The organism is Streptomyces sp. NPDC048275, from assembly GCF_040652275.1.
Classification (GTDB): Bacteria; Actinomycetota; Actinomycetes; order Streptomycetales; family Streptomycetaceae; genus Streptomyces.
Genome location: NZ_JBEZLR010000042.1, coordinates 1 through 20,892, shown reverse-complemented (window position 1 = coordinate 20,892; position 20,892 = coordinate 1). Strand labels below are relative to the sequence as shown.

The window sequence follows — 20,892 nt, the reverse complement described above, 5'->3', positions numbered from 1 at the left end:
CCGCCGAGGCACCCATCGATGTAGGGGCAGCAAAGGCCCGGCGGCGCCGGCCGCTACGCCTGCGGCAGCGGCGGGTTCGCCGGCTGCGGCCCGTGACCGGCGAGATAAAGCCTCAGGGCGCACTGATCCTCGGCCTCGACGAACACCTGCTGCCCCCAGTGAGCGCTGAGGCGGTGCGCGACGTCGATCAGCCGACGGCGCTCCTCCCGCGAGTATGCGGGGAACCGGGCCCAGCCCCGTTCGGCGATTTCGTTGCCGAGTTCGCTGAACAACACTGCCCGCACGCGCTGCTCTTCCTCGTCGGTCAGTGGTGTGGGACTGTCCTCCGCAGGCCGCCACCGGACGTTGTACAGGTCTCGGATCACTGGTTGCTCACAGGTCGTCGGGTCTGTTCCGGCGAGACTATCGGCACATGTAGTGGCCTAGGGACGGACGTACGGCCGGGTCATGATCTCCATGTTGTGGCCGTCGGGGTCGAGGAAGTACGCGCCTCGACCGCCGAAAAGACGGTTGATCCGACCGGGGTCGGTGTGGTTGGGGTCGGCGTAATAGGTGACCCCGACCGCGTCCAGCCGGGCGATCATGGCGTCGAACTGCGTATCGGGCACGAGGAACGCGTAGTGCTGCGACTGGATCGGCTCGTCCCTCTTCTCGTAGTAGTCGAGCGTCACGCCGTTGCCGAGGTCGACGGGCAGGAACGGCCCGAACGGAGCACCGGCCTTCAGACCCAGGATCGCGGCGATGAACTCCGCCGACAGGTGTCGGTCCGTGGCGTAGATCGCGGTGTGGTTCAACTGGACGGTGCTCGCCGATGTCCCGGATTCGTGCGGGTACGGCTGGTCGTAGGGCATGAGCGGTGGGTCTCCGGGTCTTTGGATCCGATGGGATGGGGCGCCGCACGCGAGCGACGACAGCAAAGACGCGGAGAAAGGGGCGGGCCTCTGGCCCGCCTCGCGCTCACGCCGAGGCCGGGAACCTCACTCGTGCGTGGCGCATGGCCGACCCGGCAGTCACGCGACCGACCGTAGTGCTCGGCACGGACTGGTGCAACGCCGTTTCTCGTCCGCGCTCCGGCCGCACGCGAGAGCCGCAGGTGAGAGCCGTCGGTGAGATCCGACAGAAGTCCGACTCCGGCCCGGCGCATGCCCGTTCTACTGCTCGGACGACACCGGTCGGCCCGTGAACGCGTCCAGCAGGATCCGGTCGCCGACCGGACGAACCAGCTTCACCGTCACCTCCTCGCCGCGCAGCTCACTGGTACAGGCACCGTCCTTCGTCCCGACGACGTACGCGGACAGCACGACGCTGCCGACCGTTTCCAGGACGGCCACGGCGGGGCCGTCGTCGCAGGATCCGTGGGTGGCGACCACGGTCACCGAGCGCCCGTCCGCGGCCACCTCGACCAGTCGGGCAAGGGGCGCCAGCTCGGCGGTGGACATGTCCTCGGCCGGCCCGATCGGCGACTTCGGGAGCTTCGACGGGCTGACGGCGATCCGCTTGAGCGGGGTGTCGTAGCCCTCCAGGGTGAACAGCCAGGCCGGGACGGTCGCCGGGCCTCGGCTGGTGGCCACGTTCATCGTGCCCTGCTTCGCCCCGGTCACGGTCAGGTGCGGTCCGTCGTTGCCGTCGCGGGCCAGGGTCTCGTACGCCTTCCGCGCTCCCATGAGCGGCAGCGTGAGCGAGTCTCCGCTCTTCCACTTCACCTGGCCGTCCTTGGGTGGGGTGGTGGGAAGTTCGCCGCGCAGGACGAAGTTCTTGGTCTCATAGGCGCGCTTGTCGGCTTCGTTGCGGAAGGCGTTCTCGGGGAGCTGGACCGACTCGCCCGTCGGGAGGTACCTCGTCCTCCACATCTGGGCGGCCTCGGAGCCGTCCCAGGCGTCGGCGACCTGGCGGGCTCGGGCCCGGGACTGCGGCGCCGGGTCGGTACCGCCGCTGCTCGCCTCCTCTTCACCGCAGCCGACGACAGCACCGGCTCCGGTGACGAACAGGGCGAGGACGACGAGCAGATCGACAGTGCGCGGGGTTTTCGTACGCATGGGTCCCCCAGGGACTGAGCGGTGACGGGTGGAGTCCGTGCGGCGCGGGGGGAAGCCCGTACCGCCCCTGTGACGCACCACCCCCCGGGCCGCGTTCGATCCACTTCGCCGTCCGGTCACGCTCGTAGTCACATCGTGACCGGACTCGCTCGGCCGGGACGAGCGATCAGGTCAGCCTCCCCACGGGGTCGGCGTAGTACGTCGATCCCTCGACGTGCCCGGCCGGCCGACGGAAGCTCCACCCCTCGCCCGGAGAGTCGTCGAGTCGTTCCTCGGTCAGCGCGCCCAGCCGGTTCGCCCAGATCCGGAACGCCAGGCGCGGAACACTTCGGCGCCCGCCGAACCGTAGCCACCCCACGTAGCGAAGCTGGCGGCAACCTCCTGCCCCTCGGCGGCGACTACCCCGTATGACCAACGCAAGACCCACCACCACGCCTCCCGCCACCCACCGCCGTCGCCACCTGGCCCGCAAGCCCCTCGCGGCCGGGCTCGCGGCCGTCGGTGTCCTGGCCGGAGGCTGGTACGCGACCGCCACGCCGACGACAGCGGCGGCGGCGATACCGGCCGTCACGAACACCACGGTGAACCTGGCCGCCAAGTTCCCCTACCTGTCCGCGGGTTACAACAACACCCGTGAGTGGACGCGCACGGCGACGGCCGTCGCCCCGAACGGCATCCTGCGCGTCGCGTGGCCCGCGTCCGACGGTATCCATGTCACCCCGCTGACGGCGGCGGGCAAGCGTTCCGCGGCCGACACGGTCGTCAAGGGAGCCAAGGAGGTCGGCGGCCTGGTCGCGCACAACGACGGCTTCGCGCTCCTCACCCGCGTCGCCGACACGAACAAGTGGAAGGAGACCGCGGCGGCGCTCATCCGCTACAAGAACGGCAAGCAGGCCTTCCGTACGAAGCTCACCGGGACCGCGTCGCACGACACGGCGCCGCTCCTGGACGGGCAGCTCACCTGGAACGGCACGAAATACGGCACGTACTTCGTCGTGCACGGCGCGGGCGGCGCGGCCGACGGCCACTTCGGCGACAAGCTCGCCTACGTCAGCTCCAAGGGCGCCAAAACGGCAGGCGGTTGGGGCTGGGGGTGCAGCCACAACGAGGGCATCGCCCTGCACGCCGAGACGACCGGAGCCTTCACCTCGCTCTGCTTCGACGACTGGCGCTCCGGACTGTTCGTCTCGACGGGCATCGGCGCACCCGACAGCGCGCCGGCCGTGCAGCGCGAGCAGTGCTGGGCGGGCTACTGCGGCGGCACCTTCGCCGGCCGCACCGGCGAGCTGGTGAAGTCCTCGACGGGCCGATACGCCACCGCGTTCGCGTCCCGGGGCGCCGCCTCCGCCGCCAAGAACCCGGACGACGCGAGCGGCCGCGGCTGGACCGTGAAGCCGAAGACGAAGACCCACCAGGTGGCCGTCGCCTTCCTCAAGAACCGCAACACGCCCGCGGGCAAGCCGGTCCGCCTCACCAACACGCCCGGCACCGAGCACGTCAACGTCCACGTCGCCCCGTACGGCAAAGACCGTCTGCTCGTCTCCTGGGAGTCGCTGAAGAACGCCAAGTGCGCGAACGGCACCTGCACCGGCACGTTCACCGGCACCCACCTCCGCCTGATCGACTGGAACGGCGCCTTCAAGACACCGGACAAGGTCGTCCAGGCCCGTATCTCCGGAGACATCGCGACTCTCCAGGACGGCTCGCTGACTTGGGCGTACGCGCCTGTCACCCCGTCGTACACGGCGGCCTTCAGCGGCTCGTCGCCCACCGCCAAGACGCTGAAGATCGCCCGTCTCAAGCCCTGAGCGGCTCAAGCCCTGAGCGGCTCAAGCCCTGAGCAGCTTGAGGAACCGGCCCAGAAGGACCGAAGTGTCATCGGGGGTGAAGAAGTCCCTCTGGGCACCGGCCGGGGGTTTCGTCAGCGGGGGGACGAGGACGGTGGTGTGGCGGCGGTCGGCGGGGATCTTGACGACGAGGGTCGCCGCCGGTTCCGGGCCGCGCCACGAGACTCTGTGCAGGGTGTCCGCCTGCAGGAAGTATCCGCTGCCCGCGGTGAGAGACCATGACTCGCGTGCGCGGACCCTCACGAGTTCGGGGACGTCGAAGACGTAGGCCCGCTGGTCGTCGATCCACGTTTCCCGGTAGCGGACCATCGGCATCCCGGACGAGGTCACCTCACGCGTGTCACATGTGTCATTCGTGCCATACATGTCATACGTGCTGACGTCGATGCGACCCGTGACGGCGGACGACGAGAACGAGAAGCGGTGGTTGTGGATGTGCTCGGCGCGGGCGACCGTCCCGGCCTGCCAGACGTGCAGTCGTATCTCGTACTGCCGGTCGGCCAGCAGGACGAACTTGTCGAAGCCGAGCGGATGTCTGCGCGATTCCCCTGAGCACTCCCGGAGGATGCGGGTGCCCCGGCGGACGCAGTCGACGACCTCCTGTATCCGCTCGGGGACGGCCCACCGCGCGCAGTAGCCGGTCAGTTCCTCGGCCCGTGCGAAGTGGGGTTTCTCCAGGATGTCCATGATCTCGTCGTGCAGGGCCGCCAGAACGCGCGAGTCCGTCGTCAACCTCGGCTCCGCAGAAGGAAATCGGCCAGGCAGAGTCTGTGGTCGGAGAAGTTCTCGACGATCTCCGTGCCGGCCAGACCGATGCCCGGTCCGTAGAGGATGTCGTCGACGGACCTGTCCTTGTACGTCACCCTGCCCGCGATCGAACTCGCGAGGGGCAGCCGGTCCTCGCTCAGCAGGAGACCGCGTTCCGGTGTGTTGAAGTCGCCGCACACCACGAGGGGGTGGTGGTGCAGATGGCGCCGGAGTTCGTCGGAGAGCTCGTCCCAGATCTCCTTGAACTCCGTCTCACCGGGCTCCCGGCCGAACAGATAGAACGGGAACGAGTGCAGGGACGTCACCTCGACATCCACGCCGTCCACGCCGTCCACGCCGTCCGGGCTGAGGGTCGCGGAGACCAGCCCCTTGTCGTGGCTGCGGATCTCCTTGCCGTCGAAGCGGGTGCGCAGTTCGGGGTTGGGCAGCATGTGCCGCCTCGGATCGCGCAGGGGGAACCGGCTGGCCACCGCCACTCCACTGAGCCGGTCCGGGAAGAACGAGGATTCGTGGAGCGGGTAGGTGACGATGTGCCGCAGCCGGGTGGTGTTCCTGATGTGTTCCAGGACCTCGGACGTTCCCTCGGCGTCGAACCCGACCTCCTGGAAGGCGGCGACATCGACCCGCCGGTCCGCGAGGAGGCCACCGATTTCGGCGGCGACCTCCCGCGAACGGTGATCCGCGCCGCCCGGCACCAAAATCCCGCCCGACACCGGAATCCCCTCGTGGAGGTTCCAACTCGCCACGCGCAGGCGATCGCGGCCGAGCCGCTCCGTGGGCACTTCGTTCTCCACTGCGGGCATCTCATTCCCTACTGCCCCTACTGCAGGCATGTCGTCGTCCTCAACGCGAAGTCCCTCATGACCGTTGCCCCTTGATACGTCATCCAGATGGGTCTGGTGTCGTCGTGCCACCGCCAGACGCCGTCCTCATGGCTTCGCAGTGTCTCGCGCACCGCGACCGCCAGTTTCTCCTCGCACGCTTCCGCGCCCGGGATCATCAGCGCTTTGGCGACCCAGGCGGCGGTGAAGTGGCCGATCATCAGCGCGTCGACGCTGCCGTCGTCGACGGGCCGCCGTAGCTGCTCGTCGGTCGTGCGCAGGTCGAGATCGGTGCCGCACAGCCACTTGATCCCTGATCTGGCGGCGTTCTCGAATATCGCGCCGTCCGCCAGGACCCCGGCGGCCCGGTGCAGCGCCACAACGGAACGGGCCGTGTGCGCCACGGACTTGGCCGACCCGTTCAGATGCTCGCTCCAGTAGGTCAGCGCCGGGTCGTGGTCCTCCCGATGGGCACCGTCGGTGAGGCGGCGGGCCAGCCGCGGCAGGAGCGGCGACGTGGGGGCCACCTCCGCGAGCGTCGAGATCGCCACCGTCATGACCGCCGTACGGTTCATGCCGATGGGATCCTCCTGCGGGTCGAGCATCCCTTCGAGCAGCCGGACCAGGTCCGCCTTCGTCGCGTCGTCGACTCCGGCGCGGAACATGGCCGCGAGCACCCAGGCCGTGATCTCCGGTCTGCCGCGGTCCCGTTGGGTACTGGCGGCCCAGCCGCCGCCCGGCTTCTGCAGGGCGAGAAGCGTCCTGACCACTTGATGGCGCCTGATCCGTGGGTCCCGTATGTCGAACGAGGTGACCATGCGCAGCCCGTACGACGTTCCGACCGCGGTGGGCAGCACGAGGTGGTCGTTGAGATACTGGGACCATCCCGTCAAGTCGTTCTCCCTGTACCGCACTTCACGGTATTCGGCCAGAACACCGCGGGCCGAGCCGTCGAGCAGCCGTCGCACCGATGGGCCTCCGGGCGGGCTCTGCGGGTCGACCGGCGGGGTGCGGTCGGCGTCGGTGGCGTACCGCTGGCTCACGAGCCGCAGCACCAGACCGACGCAGAGCGCGCAGACCCCGGCGAACAAGTACCGCAGGACAGAGACGCTGAACCAGTCCTCGGGCAGCAGGTAGTCGAGAATGCCTTTGTAGGCGACCAGGGCCGCGGTGAACGGGCCCATGGAAATGAGCGCCTGCCTGATGCGCTGCGGTGTGGTGGAGGGGTCCGGGGGGACCGACGGGGCAGGTGTGGCGGGCTGTACTCGGTTGGTGTGCGCCATCCTTGCCCCCTGAGGCATCCCCCGTGTGCGACGACGCCGTCAGGATAGCCGCGCCGGGGGCGTCCTGTACCCGCTCGAGCACCCTCAGTGACGGCACACGCCCCCTCCCTCAGCCGGAACCGCGCCTCGCCACCGTCGGTCCAGCTCACGTGGATCTCGTACGCCCCGGACACCCGCACGGACACCAGCTCCGTCAGGGGCGGGGGCTCGGCTCGGCGGTGAGGCGGGCGAGCGCGACGAAGAGGGTGTCGTCGGCGGTCTACGGACGCGCCAACCGGACACCCGGAGCGTCATGACTGCTCGGAGCGTCCGGCCGGTTGGCTCTCCTGCGGACGCCGCCACCCTCTCCTGGGGCCCGCAACTCCTCACGCCTTGCGGTATGTCCCGCTTGGAGGCCAATAACCCGACTTGCGCCATGTCCAGTTGACGACATGACACAGAAGCGCCAAAGCGCTGTCTTTACAGTGATGTGGACGGATGACTGACTGCGAAGGACTTCTGCACATCTAGTTCACGAGGTTCCCTTGCGCATGCCTCCGTCCCGCAGACGCGGGCTGACAGCGGCCGTCGCCACCCTGACGGTGCTGACGGCCACCGGTCCCGCCGCGTCGGCCGACGCCGCTCCGACGTCCCCATCCCCCACCGCAACCGTCGCCGCGGGTCCTGCGACCATGCACACCGTCACACTGATCACCGGTGACAAGGTCACGGTGACCGCGAACGGCAGCAGGGACTCGGTCACGTCCGTGGCCGATCCGCAGGGCAGGACCGGTGGCGCTCACGTCATGTCGGTCGGCGACGACACCTATGTGTATCCCGACGCGGCGCTTCCTTACCTCGCGTCCGGCGCTCTGGACGAAGAGCTGTTCAACGTCACGGAGCTGCTCGCGGACGGCTACGACGACGCACGCACCGACCACCTGCCGCTGATCGTCACGTACACCGACGCGGCGGCCCGCTCCCGCAGCCTCAAGACCCCGGTCGGCGCGAGCAGGACCCTGACGCTCAGCAGCATCCAGGGCGCGGCGATATCCGCGCAGCACACGCGGGCGGCGGAGTTCTGGTCCTCCCTCACCGGCACCGCCACGGCCACGGCGCGCGCGGGCTCGGCGCCCCCGGCTGGACGGCTTGCGGGCGGCATAGCCAAGGTGTGGCTCGACGGGAAGGTGAAGGCCACACTGTCCGACACGACCGCGCAGATCGGGGCTCCCGAGGTCTGGGCGGGCGGGGACACCGGGCAGGGCGTGGACGTCGCCGTCCTGGACACCGGTATCGACGCCGCGCACCCGGACTTCGCCGGCCGTATCGCGGCGACGGAGAGCTTCGTGCCCGGCCAGGACGTCACCGACCGGCACGGCCACGGCACCCATGTCGCCTCCACCGTCGCCGGAACCGGCGCGGCGTCCGGCGGCACCGAGAAGGGCGTCGCTCCCGGCGCCGCCCTGCACATCGGCAAGGTCCTGGACAACGACGGCGGTGGTCAGGACTCCTGGATCCTGGCCGGCATGGAATGGGCCGCCCGCGACCAGCACGCCAAGGTCGTCAGCATGAGCCTGGGCGGCGGACCCACCGACGGCACCGACCCCCTCAGCCAGGCCGTGAACCGGCTCAGCGAGGAGACCGGGGCACTGTTCGTCATCGCGGCGGGCAACACCGGCTCAGCCCCCTACAGCGTGAGCGCCCCCGGCGCCGCGGACGCCGCACTGACGGTCGGCGCGGTGAACGGCCCGGGGAAGGGCTTGGATCAGCTGGCGTCCTTCTCCAGCCGCGGCCCCCGCGTGGGTGACAACGCCATCAAGCCCGATCTGACCGCCCCGGGTGTGGACGTGCTGGCTGCGCGCTCGCAGTACGTGCCGGAGGGCGAGGGCGCCTATCAGACGATGAGCGGCACCTCCATGGCCACCCCCCACGTGGCGGGCGCCGCAGCCCTGCTGGCCGCCAAGCACCCGGACTGGACGGGGCAGCAGCTCAAGGACGCTTTGGTCAACACCACCTCGAGCAGCAAGCGGTTCAGCCCCTTCGAGGTCGGCAGCGGGCGGCTCGACGTCGCCGCCGCCGTGAAGGCCACGCTGGTCACCTCCGGGAACGCGTTCGCGCAGACCCACTACCCGTACACGCCGGGCCAGACCGTCCGCAAGGACGTCACGTACACCAACTCCGGTGCCGATCCGGTCACCGTGGACCTGTCCCTGAGCCAGGACCAGCTGCCCGAGGGCCTGTTCACCCTCACCGACACCCGACTGACCGTGCCCGCGCACGGCACCGCCGTCGTCGGCGTGATCACGCACCTCGACGCCGCGCAGGACAATGCCGCCTACGCCGGTCGGCTCACCGCCACCGGCGCCGACGGCACCGTCCTCACCCACACGTTGGTCGGCCTGAACAAGGAGGGCCAGCGGGTCACCTTGTCGGTCACGGCGAAGGACCGGCGCGGCGCCGCCCTGCCCGGCATCCTCATCCTGAAGGACATCGAGCGCAACACCGACCCCAAGGTGTACGAGATCGGCGCTTCGGGCCGTACGACCGCGCGCCTGCACCCGGGCACCTACTCGGCGTGGATGTACGCCGATGTGCCCGGCATCGACGGCACGCACACGCTGGGCCTCGCCGTGCTGTCCGCGCCGCAGATCGACCTCGACGCCGACCGGACCGTCCGCTTCGACGCCGCGGACCTGCGCAAGGCGGCCGCCTTCACCCCGCAGCCGACCGCCAATCAGTTCATGAGGGTGGACCAGTACCGCGCCAACAGCGGCCTGTTCCCGTTCGTGGACAGCTACCTGCTCGAGTACTGGCGGTACGACAGCCTGTGGGTGACCCCGACGCCGAAGGTGACCAAGGGCTCGTACACCCTCGCCACCCGCTGGCGGCAGGTCCAGCCGCCGCTGACGTTCTCCTCCGGCTCGCAGGCCTACGACGACGTCGTCGTCCAGAGCCGGTCCCCCAAGCTGGCCGAGGGCACGGGCAGCTACCGGGCGGTCTGGGCCGGCGACGGCTCGGCCGCGGATTTCCGCAAGGTGAAGGTGCGCGGCCAGGTGGCGGTCGTCCGCCGCAGCGACACCGTGCCCGCCCCGGTGCAGGCCGCGGCGGCGACGAGGGCCGGCGCCAGGCAACTGCTGATCCTGAACGACGGCTACGGAAAGCTTGACCCCTGGGCGGACCTGCCCGACGTCGCCCCGCTGCCGGTGGCCTCGCTCGGCACCGACGACAGCGCACGGCTGCTGAGCCGGCTTCGCAAGCCCGGCACGGCGACGCTGAAGGTGGTCTCGCACCCGTATCCGCGCTACCTGTACGACCTGGTCCGCCACCACGACGGGGCGGTCCCCCGGGATCCGTCCTACCGGCCCGGCCCGGGCGAGCTGGCCCGGATCGACGAGTCGTTCCGCAACAACGAGCAGGGCGAGGCCGTCGAGTACCGCCAGGACGTGTCCGTCATCTTCGACAGCCCCCTGGGCATCGTGCCGACGCAGGTCGCGGCCCAGGGCACGCTGACGTCGTGGGTTTCGGCGGGCGCCGGTGTCCGTTGGGTCTCCTCCGCCAGCATGCCGGACCTCCACCAGAGGGGCGTGGCGCGCTCGTACCAGCCGCGCAGCACCACCGGCGAGAGCTGGCTCTCACCCATCCAGCGCCCGCGCCTGCTGAACGACGGCATCAGCTGGCGGGCCCCCTTCCGGTCCGGCGACATCATCAGCACATCGACGCTGCCGGCCTGGGGGGACTCCGGCGGTCACGCGGGCGTCGTCTGGGCCGACGGCGACACGTCGAAGGTCTCGCTCTACCAGGGCGACCAGCTGCTCGGCGAGGACTTCAACGAACGGATCGTCTCCGCCGAGGGCGTGTCACCGGACCCGCTGCCCTACCGGATCGTGGTGGAGGGCAAGCGGAACCTGCCGGACCGTCCGTACTCGACCCGTACGCGCACCGAGTGGGGCTTCACCTCCAGCACGACGGACTACACGGTCCTCACGCCTCTGCCGCTGGTGCAGCTCGACTACGCGGTGGCCACCGACCTGTCCGGCAAGGCACACCGGCGGACCGGGCTGACGGTCACCCCCTCGCATCTGAAGGGTGCGGCGGGCACGGGGACGATCCGCACGGTGACGCTGGAGGTGTCGTACGACGACGGTGCCACGTGGCGCAAGGCGACCCTGCGGCAGTCGGGCGGCGACTGGAAGGCGCAGCTCGACGCGCCGTCCCGGGCCCGCTTCGCGAGCCTGCGCACGACGGCGCGGGACACGAAGGGGAACAGCGTGAGCCAGACCGTGATCCGCGCCTTCGGCCTGAAGTAGCGACGGCGGGCGGCTGACGAAACGGCCCCTGTCCGCGGTGGAGACCGTGGGCAGGGGCCGCACGTTGTGTGCGGGAGGGGACCCGCGGGCTGTCCCGCGGACTGCACGTCGTGCTCGGCCTCGGTGTGCCGGACGGCCGGCTCCTCAAGGACACCTCCCTGACCTGGGCGTGCGCGCCCGTCGCACCGTCCTGCACGGGCGCGCTCACAGCGGCTTCACCGACCACGGCGACGCTGAAGATCGCGCGTCTGGCGCACTGAAGCAAAAGCGCGCCCGCGGGCCATCGGGCCAGCTCACGCTCACCTCGTACGCGCCCTCCACCTTCACGGACACCAGCTCCGTGAGGGGCAAGGGGTCCGGTTCGGCGGTGAGGCGGGCGAGGGCGACGAAGAGTGTGGCGTCGTCGTCTCCGGTGACCCCGGTCGAGCCCGACAGACCGTGTACCGGATGGAGTTGGGCGCTCATGCCGTCACCGGCCACCCAGCCCGTGACGCGCACCGGTGTGCCGGGAGCCGCTCCCGACACCAGATGGGCCCGCACCTCCACCGCACCCCGGGCGAGGACGAGGTTCGTGACCCGGATGCCGTCCGTCACCGTGTGCCGGGACGCCACCCAGCCCTCCCCCGCGCCCAGCGGTTCGATGCCGGTACGGCTCGGATCGTCGCCGACGATCACACTGTTGTCGTACGCCGCCGAAGGCGCCGTCGCCGTCGAGTACGCGAGCCGCGTGTAGTACGGGTCGTAGCGGACGTCCTCGCTGCCGTGGTTGTGGAGCCGGACCAGCCCGTCGGAACTGGTGGACTGCAACAGCCAGTTGGGCGGACCGACGGGGGTGACGGCGTCGGCGCGGTCCGTCGGGCCCGGCTCCTCCCGCGCCGTCCACACCTCGTGGTCGGCAGGGAGGAGCAGGCCGAGGAAGGCCTTGCTCGCCCAGTACGGGGAGGCCGGGCCCGAATAGCCTTGCAGGACCGCCTCGTCGGGGCCGTGCCAGCCGAGGGTGAGCAGGCCGCGGCCGTCGACCGCGCCTCGGTCGAGGAAGTGGCGGAGCGCTCCGGAGGCCAGGCGTCGCGTCTCACCCGGGGCGAGCGGCGTACGTCCCGTCAGGGCTCCCAGCCACAGGGGTGCGGTCGTCGCGAAGCGGTAGGTCAGGGAGCGGCCCTGGTGCATGGGCGCGCCGTCGCCGCCGAACAGCCTTGCGTAGTCGGCGAGATGGGCTTCGAGGCGGCCGCCGTACAGGTCGAGCAGTCGTTCGTCGTCCGCGAGCCAGGCGTGCAGCACCGGGTACAGGTGCATGGCCCAGCCGTTGTAGTAGTCGAAGGCGCGGCCGGGGCCGTCGGTGTACCAGCCGTCCCCGACATACCACTGCTCGATGCGGTCCAGCCCTCGGTCGATCGCGGCGCGCGAGGCCTCGGGTTCGTGGCCGATCTCCGCGAGGAAGCCGCCGACCGTCACCGGGAACAACTCCCAGTTGCAGGGCCAGGGTTCGGCGGCCAGCGCGTCGCCGAGCCAGGCCGCGGCCCGCTGTCGTACGCCGTCGTCCAGGCGGTCCCAGAGCAGCGGACGGGTGATGCGCAGCGCGAGGGCGATCGACGCGGCCTCGACGAGGGGCTGGCTTCGGTCCTCGATACGCGGCCAGACGCCCGCCGTTCCGGCGGCGAGCCCGTCGGCGTACCGCTCCAGGGCCTTCTCGTCTCGGCGGAAGGCGGCGAGCAGGAGCGTGCGGGCGTAGCCCTCCAGGCCGTCCGAGAGTCGTCCGGACCAGCTCGTGTGCTCTCCGGGGAGGTGATAGAGGGCGCCGTCGGGGGTGGCGTACGGCGCGACCGCGGCGAGCAGGGAGTCGGCCGCCGCCTCCCAGTGGGCGCGGGTGTAGCCGGTGTACGGGCTGAGGGTGCGGTCCTCGGGGGGCATGGGGCGGACTCCCTGCTTTCGATCGTTCGGTGGAGCGGGTAGGTACCTGGGGCGCCCCGGTTCCGGACGGGACGCCCCAGGAGTTCATCCCACCCTCACCAGGCCCGCGGGCACCAGATGCCGGGCGACGAGTTCATCGCGGACGAGACCCGCGTACACCGTCGCGCCGTGCACGGAGGTGTGGGTGTTGTCGCGCTTCTCGTTGTAGAGGTAGAGCGCCTTGGAGCCCTCCACGCCCAGGGACTCGACGACGGACTTGGTCTTGGCCGTGAGGTCGATGAGGGGGACGTCCTCGGCGGCGGCGACCGAGCGGATGACGGCCGGGTGGTCGACGCCGAGGCCGTTCACGAGCAGCGCGGTGTTGTTGTTCAGGGTGCCGTCCGTGTTGAACCAGCGGCGGACGATGGGGGTGACGAGGACGGGTTCGCCGCCCTGGGCGCGGACGCCCGCGACGAGGGCTTCGAGGTTCGCGCGGTACGTCGGCTCGTCGGTCGTCTTGTCGTTGTGGGCGAGCTGGATGAGGACCAGGTCGTGTCTGCGGATGAGCGGCTGGACGGTGGGGAAGAGCGCCGGGGTGGCGAGGTAGGTGACCGTACTCTCGCCGGAGTCGGCGTAGTTGGCGACCGACAGCCCCTTGCGGAGGTACTGCGGCAGCTGCTGGCCCCAGCCGGTGTAAGGGGCGCCGGGCTGGTCGCAGACCGTGGAGTCGCCGACCAGGAAGATCTGGCGGGTGTGGCGGCCGACGGCCGAGGTGACCCGGATGTCGGCCAGTGCGGGCGCCGAGCCGCCGAGCACCAGGTCAAGGCCCGCCGTGCCCTCCACGCCCGTCGGCTCGCCCTCGGGTGTGCGGACGTTCACCGTGAAGCTGCGGGCCAGGGGCTTCCCGGCCTCGGTGGCGGTCTCGGACAGCAGCGCGCGGCGCGTCTCACCGCTGACACTCGTGCTCGCCGCGTCCTGGCCGCCGAGCAGCACGCGCACGTCGTACGTGCCGGGCGCGACGTCGAAGTGGCAGGCGGTCGCGGTGCAGTTCTCCAGGCCGAGGGCGTGCCGCCCTCCTTGTGCCTGCGCCGGCGCGGCCGACAAGGCGGTGGCGGCGGCCAGCACCGCCACGCAGGCGGTGGTGAAACGTCTCATTGCGGCTCCTCCCACAGGACGACATGACCTGGCGGCTGGACCGTACCCGTTCGCGTAAGCGCTTTCTAGAGGGTGATCGGATTTCACATGATTGCCAACTCCCGAGCAGTGAAAGCCCTTTCGCGAAATCGATTCAACTGTCACTCTCGCAGACACCCGCAACCTCCCGAAGGAGGCACCCCCATGTCCGGATCCGTGAACAGAGCGGTCCGTCGCCGCACCTTCGTGCTCGGCACGGCGGCCGCCGCCGGCTCGGCCGCCCTCGCCGGTCCACTCGCCGCCCCCGCGTCCGCCGCGGCCTTCGGCTACACCGACGACGGCTCGAACTACGTCGTCGACACCGGCGCCGACCTCGTCTTCAAGGTCAGCAAGACCAACGGCGACCTCACCTCGCTGGTCTACCGCGGCGTGGAATACCAAGGCTACGGCGGTATGAACTCGCACGTCGAGTCCGGCCTCGGCACGTCCACCGTGACCATCACGCAGTCCGGCACGACGATCCTGATCTCCGTCACGTACGGCACCCTGAAGCACTACTACGCGGCCCGCAGCGGCGAGAACAACGTCTATGTGTGGACCAACAAGGCCGACACGTCCGTCTCCGCGACCCGCTACATCGTGCGCGTCAAGAAGGGCCTGTTCCTCAACGACGAGCCCGACTCCTACACGTACGCGCCCACCACCGTCGAGGCCTCGGACGTGTTCGCGAAGTCCGACGGCCAGACCCGCTCGAAGCACTACTCGAAGCTCCGCGTCATCGACTACAGCTACCTCGGCTGGACGACCGGCAGCGTCGGCCTGTGGGTCGTGCGGAGCAACCACGAGAAAGCCTCCGGAGGCCCGTTCTACCGCTCCCTGCTGCGCCACCAGAGCGCGGACGGCGGCGGCCTGTACGAGATCCTTTACTACGGCCAGAACCAGACCGAGGCCCAGCGCTTCGGCCTCCAGGGCCCGTACGTCATCGCCTTCACGGACGGCGGCGCCCCCTCCTCGTCGCTGTTCCCGGGCACCCTGACCACCTCCTGGGCGGACTCGCTCGGCATCTCGGGGTACGTCGGCGCGAGCGGCCGGGGCCGGGTCGCCGGCGTGGGCATCACCGGGCGGAACACGGCGCACCCGTACACCGTCGGGCTCGCCAACTCGGCGGCGCAGTACTGGGGTTCGGCGCGGGCCTCCGACGGCTACTTCTCGATCGGGGGCGTCCTTCCGGGGACGTACACGCTCACCGTCTTCAAGAGCGAACTGGCCGTCCACACCACCTCGGTGACGGTCACCGCGGGCGGCACGACCACCCTCAACTCGATCGCGATCCCGTCCTCGAACGACCCGAGCAACGCGGGCGCGATCTGGCGGATCAACGACTGGACCGGCACCCCGAGCGGCTTCAAGAACGCCGATCTGATGACGTACGCGCACCCGTCGGACGTCCGGGCCGCGGCGTGGACCGGCAACGTGGTCATCGGCAGCGGCAGCGAGACGTCGGCCTTCCCCTGCTACCTCTGGAAGGACGTCAACAGCGGTCTGCTCGTGTACTTCAAGCTGACCGCGGCCCAGGCCGCCGCCGCGCACACCCTGCGCATCGGCGTGACGACGGCCTACGCCAACGGTCGGCCGCAGGTCGTCGTCAACGACGCCTGGACCTCGGCCATCCCCTCCCCGCCCACCCAGCCGAGCACCCGGTCGCTGACCAACGGGTCCTACCGGGGCAACAACTACACGTTCACGTACAGCGTTCCGGCGAGTGCGTGGCTCACGGACACCAGCCAGTACAACGTACTGAAGATCAACGTGGTGAGCGGGTCGGGGACGACCTCCTACCTCAGTGCGGGCACGGCGATCGACGCGATCGACCTGCTCACCTGACGTTCCCTCATGTTCCGCGTGTCCACTGCTGGTTGGTGCCTCCGTTGCAGGTGTATGTGATGAGCGCGGCGGAGTTGGCGGTGGACGCGCCGTTCACGTCCAGGCATTCGCCGGTCGAGCGGGACTTGATGTTCACGTAGCTGCCCGTGGTGGTCAGCGACCACTGCTGGCTGGTGGGCGTCCCGCCGCAGTTCTCCTGGCTGACCGTGTTCGCGTTCTCCTGCACGCACAGGGAGCTGTTCCTGACCACCAGTTGGTAGTAGCCGCCGCCGATGGGCTTGAACCAGTACTTCTGGTTGTTGCCGCCGTTGCAGTCGTACTGCTTGATCTGGGCGCCCGGCCACAAGGACTGGCTGGTCACGTCGGCGCACTTGGCGGAGTGCGCCGCGATCAGCGTGTTGTACGTGGCGCTCGTCCCGGTGACCGTCCCGGCAGCCGTGTCGACGGTGACCTCGGGCGACCAGGACATGGTCATCGTGGTCGAGGTCGGGAAGGTGAGCGGCAGCCAGACGTAACGGGAGTCGTTGACGGTGCCGCCGAAGGAGTTGCCCCAGCGGTCGCCCAGGTAGAGGTACGAGGTGCTCGAAGTCCCCTGTACGGGAAGGACGTACGCGGTCTGTGAGCCGTACGTGGTCGAGTCGCCGACGTTGGCCATGGCGGTCCACGGACCGGCGATGCTCGTGGCGGTGGCGTACTGCTGCTGGTTGGGGCTCCAGCCGGTGGCGCCGGACGTCAGCATGAAGTAGACGCCGCCCCGCTTGAAGAGGGCCGGGGCCTCGCGGTGGCCGCCGTGCCAGGGGTCGGCGACCAGGGCGGCGATGCCGGTGTAGTCGGCGGTGAGCCGGTAGATCTGCAGGTCGTAGTTCTCGCGGGCGGCGGAGATCATGTAGCCGGTGCCGTCGGTGTCCACGAACACCGTGATGTCGCGGGACATGTGGGTGTCGAGCGGGCGGAAGCTCCCCTGCCAGGTGTAGTTCCCGTCGACGGTGTCCGAGACCGCGACGGCGGCCCGCGCCTCGCTGTAGTCCGTGCCGTTCTCCTTGTGCATCCACATCACGAACTTGCCGGTGGACGCGTTGTACATGACCTTCGGCCGCTCGATGTTGGCCACGGCGAGCTCGGAGTGCGTGGACTGGGTCAGAACGTGGTTCCTGAACTCCCAGTTCTTCAGGTCGGTGGAGCGGTAGGCGTCCACGTACCGGAAGGTGTTGTCGGAGTTCCGGTTCTCACCGAACCAGTAGTAGTACGAGCCGACCTTGATGACCCCGCCGCCGTGGGCGTGTACGGGGTTGCCCGACGTGTCCGTGAACTGGGTGCCGTTGGTGATGGTCTGGGGTGCCGCTGCGGCCGGTCCCGCCGTCGCGAGGGCCGCGGCGACCGCGAGACAGAGGGTGACGAGGACCGCGTACACACGTCTCATTTCACACACACTCCTTGAGGGGGGCGGGCGGCTCATGCGATGACCGCCCGTCCGGTCGTTCGGCGTGCCGAACGGAATCTGTGATGACGAACGTGCGGCCGCCGAAAAGGTAAGCGGTTGCCATGGCGGGGTCAACGGGTCTGACGGGACGTGTCCGCGGGGCACCCTGCCCTCCCTCGGCAATCTCGCCCACGCCCACCACCGGGCGCGGAACCGGGAACGGAGCGCGGAGCTGTTCGTGCGAGCCCGGCTGCCGCGGGGGCGGGGGTTGCGGTTTGACTGCGGTGCGTGGGGGCTGGGCGCGCAGTTCCCCGCGCCCCTTCAGGGCGTCTCTGGCAGACCTGGCCTTGGGCGTGACGTGGGTCACCTTGGTGTTTTTGTTATTCGAGGGCGTCCTGCCCGTCTCCCCGTACGTGCGCACCCAGATCTACAAGACAGTCTCGGCCGCCGCCTGCCTCGCGGTGGCCGCCCTCATGCTTGCGTCGCCGCCCGTGGCTGCCGCGGACGGTGACGTCACAGCGGACGTGCTCGCGGGGCGGGACGTGACGCTCACCGGTGACTCGGTGGTGACCGTGCCGGCCGGAACGACCACGTACGACGGGGTGTTCCGGGGCGAGGGAACGCTCACCGTGCGTGGTAGCGGGACGCTGATCCTGACCAGGGACAGCGACTTCACGCTGCCCAAGGCGCGGCAGCGGCAGACTGTGACGACGCAGGGCGGCAACCACCCGTACGTCACCGTGGCCAACCCCGACCCACCGGCCGTGACCGTGGCGAAGGGCGCCACCCTCCAGTACGGCAACGGCGGTACGGCCGGGCTGATCGGCCACTTCCCGTACAACACCCCGGCGTTCCGGCTCAACCAGGACAACGTCCGGGTCGACGGCACCCTGCGGCTGTCCCTGACGAGCGCCTACAACCTGGGCACCATCAGCGGCTCCGGACTGATCACCCAGCCGCGGTTCCTGTGGGGCTCCTGGGACCTGTCGGGCACCCATCCCTTCTCCGGGGTGATCGACAACGGCACGCAGGCGAACGCCGGACGGCCGGAGTTCGCGACGTCGCTACCGAAGGTCCGCAAGATCCTGAACCAGGGCACCTGGACCGTGGACACCCCGCTCGGCCAGACCGTCACCATGGGGATGGACTTCTACCAGCGGGAGTACGGCAGCGACATCAACGTCCAGTCGCGGCCGGGCAGCAAGGTCGTGCTCACCGGCCAGTACAGCTGGTCGGACCAGGGCGGTGACACCGACCCCTCACTCAGCGACCCCGCCCTGAACTGGACGCCCGCGCGGAAGAACGTCAACAAGCGCGGCACCAACATCAAGGGCGCCGACGTCCAGTGGGGCGACGGGACGACGAACAAGATCTTCATGCCGGGGACCGCCGAGACCGTGTACATCAACCTGCTGGCAGCCAGGTCCCGTTCGCTGCTCACCTTCGACTACAACGGCCCGGTGACATTGGGCGCCCCTATCGGCGGCGGCCGGTTCCACGACACGCTGTCCGCACCCGGCGCCGGGGACATCGTCATCAAGGGGACGAAGGGCAACGACGTGACCTTCGCCGCCGTCCAGCACTACGACGGCTCGACGACCGTCGAGAAGGGCGCGGTGCTGCGGCTGGGCGGCGGCACGTCAGGTGGCGACGGCGGGCTCTACACCGAGGGCGACCTCTACCAGGTCGTCAACAACGGCTCGTTGGTGCTGAGCAACACCAGCAAGGCGCTCACCCTGTCGCGGATCAGCGGCAGCGGCTCGCTCACCCAGGCGGGCGCCGCGACAACGACACTCACGGGCAACGCGGTGACGTACACCGGGCCGACGACCGTCACGAAGGGCACGCTGGCGCTGGGCCCGGGGGCGCTACTGACCCGTTCCAAGGCGATCCGGCTCACCACCGCCTCCGCACTCCTGGACGTCCGTGAGTCGGGTCTGAAGGTGGCGACCACGCTCACGGGTAAGGGCACGGTGCGGGGCTCGGTGACGAACGACGGCGATGTCACCGGCCCGCTCAGGATCACCGGCGACTACACGCAGCTCTCGAAGGGCGCACTCGTGCTGCGGGACGAGCCGTTGAGGGTCTCGGGCAAGGTGAAGCTGGCCGGGAAGCTCGACGTTTCGGCGGCCGGCTCCCCGTCCGGCAGCGCCTCCCCCGCCCCTCGGATCACCGTGCTCGACCACACCGGCCGTGCGAAGACCACCGGCACGTTCGCCGGACTCCGCGAGGGCGGCAAGGTGCGGCTCGCCGACACGACGTACCGGATCAGCTACCGCGGCGGCGACGGCAACGACGTGGTCCTCACGGCCGCTGCCGCGAGCCCGTCGGCGACCACCCGCGCGGACACCGCGGCCTCCGGCGCCCCGTCGGCCGACGACACACTCACCACGAGCGCGGCGGGCGACGACAGGTTCGGGTGGTGGCCTTACGCACTCGCGCTTGGTCTGCTGGGCGGGCTCCTCGTCCCGGCGACGCGGCGCACGCGCGCCCGGCGCCGGGGCGGGCGGCACGCGGCGCACGGCTAGGGCCTGTCCGGCGGATCATGCCGCAGACGCGGGGCTTGGCACGCCCATCTGCGGCGTTGTCGTCGGTCGGCCGGTGACGCACGGGGGGCATCACCGGCCGGTCGGCGCCTCGGGGAAGCCGAGGCGCGGTGCCAATGCCCGCGCCTCGGCGGCCCAGTCCGCGAGGAAGGCGAACACCAATCCCCGCTCCCGGTAACGGAGTTCGGCCGAAACCGTCCGCGTACCGCCGTAGTCCAGCTGCTGTTCCTCGCTCGCACGGGCCAGCATCAGGGGCGTGAGCCAGTCGTACTTGACGGCCGAGGCGCACATACCGAGCCGGACGAGACGCTCGTCGCCCCGCCAGCCGGAAGCCCGCAGGCCGCGCAGATACGCGTCGTACGCGGCCCGCGCGTACCCGGGCAGCCGGGCGGCCGGGACGAAGAGGTCGAAGACGCTGTCGGGGAGGTAGTTGCCGAGATCCTCGCCGAGCGCGCCGTCCCCCGCGAACGCCCAGTCGAGGAGCACGTGGTCCGTGCCGTGGGACAGCACGTTGGCCGGCCACTGGTCGAGGTGGCTGAACACCCGCGGCAGGGACTCCATGATCCGCAGGAACCACTCGCGGTCGTGCCGCAGCCGGACCATGTCGCGGCGCAGCCCGTCCGGGAAGTGGTCGCGGACCAGGGGTTGTTGCCAGGCGTCATCGTTGTCGAGCAGGTCCTCGCCGAGGGTGTTGGTGGAGATGTAGTCACGGAGGAAGAGGCGGGAGAGCCAGGGGTGACCCCCGTGGTGATCCGAGGAGTGGTCGCTGCCGGGCGCAGCGGCACGGGTGGACGCGTCTGCGCCGGCGGTGAGTCCCGCGCCCTGCGCCTCCCCCAGCCTCCGCAGATGCTCCACATGCCGGGTGACCGGCCATCCCGTACCCGGCTAGGGCCTGTCCGGCGGATCAAGTCGGAGGGAAGCAGTGGTGCCTTGTCGGCGCAGGTGAGCGGGGTCTGGTGCGTCGAGCTGCAAGGCGGAGG

15 protein-coding genes are annotated in these 20,892 nt (G+C 70.1%); 4 read left to right on the top strand and 11 right to left on the bottom strand.

Going from position 1 to position 20,892, the window contains the following annotated elements; genetic code table 11:
- Positions 1–53 precede the first annotated feature (53 nt).
- From AB0D57_RS24185 to AB0D57_RS24170, 4 genes are all read right to left on the bottom strand, one after another.
- The gene (locus tag AB0D57_RS24185) at positions 54–365 is read right to left on the bottom strand and encodes a hypothetical protein (RefSeq protein ID WP_362076524.1); all 312 of its coding nucleotides are present in this window, start codon (positions 363–365) and stop codon (positions 54–56) included.
- Positions 366–422: 57 nt separating this feature from the next.
- Positions 423–851 carry a VOC family protein gene (locus AB0D57_RS24180; protein WP_362076521.1) on the bottom strand — a complete coding sequence of 143 codons (429 nt, stop codon included), beginning with the start codon at positions 849–851 and terminating at the stop codon, positions 423–425.
- Between the two features lie 300 nt (positions 852–1,151).
- Positions 1,152–2,036, bottom strand: a complete 885-nt coding sequence (locus AB0D57_RS24175) for a hypothetical protein (RefSeq protein ID WP_362076518.1) — start codon at positions 2,034–2,036, stop codon at positions 1,152–1,154.
- Positions 2,037–2,202: 166 nt separating this feature from the next.
- Positions 2,203–2,394: a hypothetical protein gene (locus AB0D57_RS24170; RefSeq protein WP_362076515.1), complete on the bottom strand. Its 192-nt coding sequence runs from the start codon at positions 2,392–2,394 to the stop codon at positions 2,203–2,205.
- A gap of 49 nt (positions 2,395–2,443) precedes the next feature.
- On the opposite strand from AB0D57_RS24170, the gene AB0D57_RS24165 reads away from it, so the two are divergent.
- Positions 2,444–3,844 carry a hypothetical protein gene (locus AB0D57_RS24165; protein ID WP_362076512.1) on the top strand — a complete coding sequence of 467 codons (1,401 nt, stop codon included), beginning with the start codon at positions 2,444–2,446 and terminating at the stop codon, positions 3,842–3,844.
- A gap of 21 nt (positions 3,845–3,865) precedes the next feature.
- Here AB0D57_RS24165 and AB0D57_RS24160 read toward each other — a convergent pair whose 3' ends face one another.
- Genes AB0D57_RS24160 through AB0D57_RS24150 form a run of 3 tightly spaced genes read right to left on the bottom strand, consistent with a single transcriptional unit; the run spans position 3,866 to position 6,755 of the window.
- Complete coding sequence (locus AB0D57_RS24160) at positions 3,866–4,615, bottom strand: hypothetical protein (protein WP_362076509.1); 750 nt, start codon at positions 4,613–4,615, stop codon at positions 3,866–3,868.
- A complete protein-coding gene (locus AB0D57_RS24155; protein ID WP_362076506.1) occupies positions 4,612–5,454 on the bottom strand; it encodes an endonuclease/exonuclease/phosphatase family protein in 843 nt (280 codons plus the stop codon). Before AB0D57_RS24155 ends, AB0D57_RS24160 begins: the two co-directional genes overlap by 4 nt.
- A gap of 17 nt (positions 5,455–5,471) precedes the next feature.
- Positions 5,472–6,755, bottom strand: a complete 1,284-nt coding sequence (locus tag AB0D57_RS24150; RefSeq protein ID WP_362076503.1) for a hypothetical protein — start codon at positions 6,753–6,755, stop codon at positions 5,472–5,474.
- 530 nt (positions 6,756–7,285) lie between these two features.
- Here AB0D57_RS24150 and AB0D57_RS24145 point away from each other — a divergent pair.
- Positions 7,286–11,041, top strand: coding sequence for a S8 family serine peptidase (locus tag AB0D57_RS24145; RefSeq protein ID WP_362076500.1), 3,756 nt, complete (start codon positions 7,286–7,288; stop codon positions 11,039–11,041).
- 204 nt (positions 11,042–11,245) lie between these two features.
- Here the strand turns inward: AB0D57_RS24145 and AB0D57_RS24140 are convergent, their stop codons facing one another.
- Both AB0D57_RS24140 and AB0D57_RS24135 read right to left on the bottom strand, forming a co-directional pair.
- Complete coding sequence (locus AB0D57_RS24140) at positions 11,246–12,949, bottom strand: DUF2264 domain-containing protein (protein WP_362076497.1); 1,704 nt, start codon at positions 12,947–12,949, stop codon at positions 11,246–11,248.
- 84 nt (positions 12,950–13,033) lie between these two features.
- Positions 13,034–14,083, bottom strand: a complete 1,050-nt coding sequence (locus AB0D57_RS24135; RefSeq protein WP_362076494.1) for a rhamnogalacturonan acetylesterase — start codon at positions 14,081–14,083, stop codon at positions 13,034–13,036.
- A 183-nt stretch (positions 14,084–14,266) separates the two neighbouring features.
- Here AB0D57_RS24135 and AB0D57_RS24130 point away from each other — a divergent pair, with 183 nt between their 5' ends.
- Positions 14,267–15,946: a rhamnogalacturonan lyase B N-terminal domain-containing protein gene (locus AB0D57_RS24130; protein WP_362076491.1), complete on the top strand. Its 1,680-nt coding sequence runs from the start codon at positions 14,267–14,269 to the stop codon at positions 15,944–15,946.
- Positions 15,947–15,953: 7 nt separating this feature from the next.
- Here AB0D57_RS24130 and AB0D57_RS24125 read toward each other — a convergent pair whose 3' ends face one another.
- On the bottom strand, positions 15,954–17,366 hold the full coding sequence (locus tag AB0D57_RS24125) for an RICIN domain-containing protein (protein WP_362076488.1): 1,413 nt from the start codon (positions 17,364–17,366) through the stop codon (positions 15,954–15,956).
- A gap of 413 nt (positions 17,367–17,779) precedes the next feature.
- On the opposite strand from AB0D57_RS24125, the gene AB0D57_RS24120 reads away from it, so the two are divergent.
- Positions 17,780–19,894: an autotransporter gene (locus AB0D57_RS24120; protein ID WP_362076681.1), complete on the top strand. Its 2,115-nt coding sequence runs from the start codon at positions 17,780–17,782 to the stop codon at positions 19,892–19,894.
- A gap of 90 nt (positions 19,895–19,984) precedes the next feature.
- On the opposite strand, the gene AB0D57_RS24115 is transcribed toward AB0D57_RS24120, so the two are convergent.
- Positions 19,985–20,767 carry a hypothetical protein gene (locus tag AB0D57_RS24115; protein ID WP_362076485.1) on the bottom strand — a complete coding sequence of 261 codons (783 nt, stop codon included), beginning with the start codon at positions 20,765–20,767 and terminating at the stop codon, positions 19,985–19,987.
- Positions 20,768–20,892: the final 125 nt, after the last annotated feature.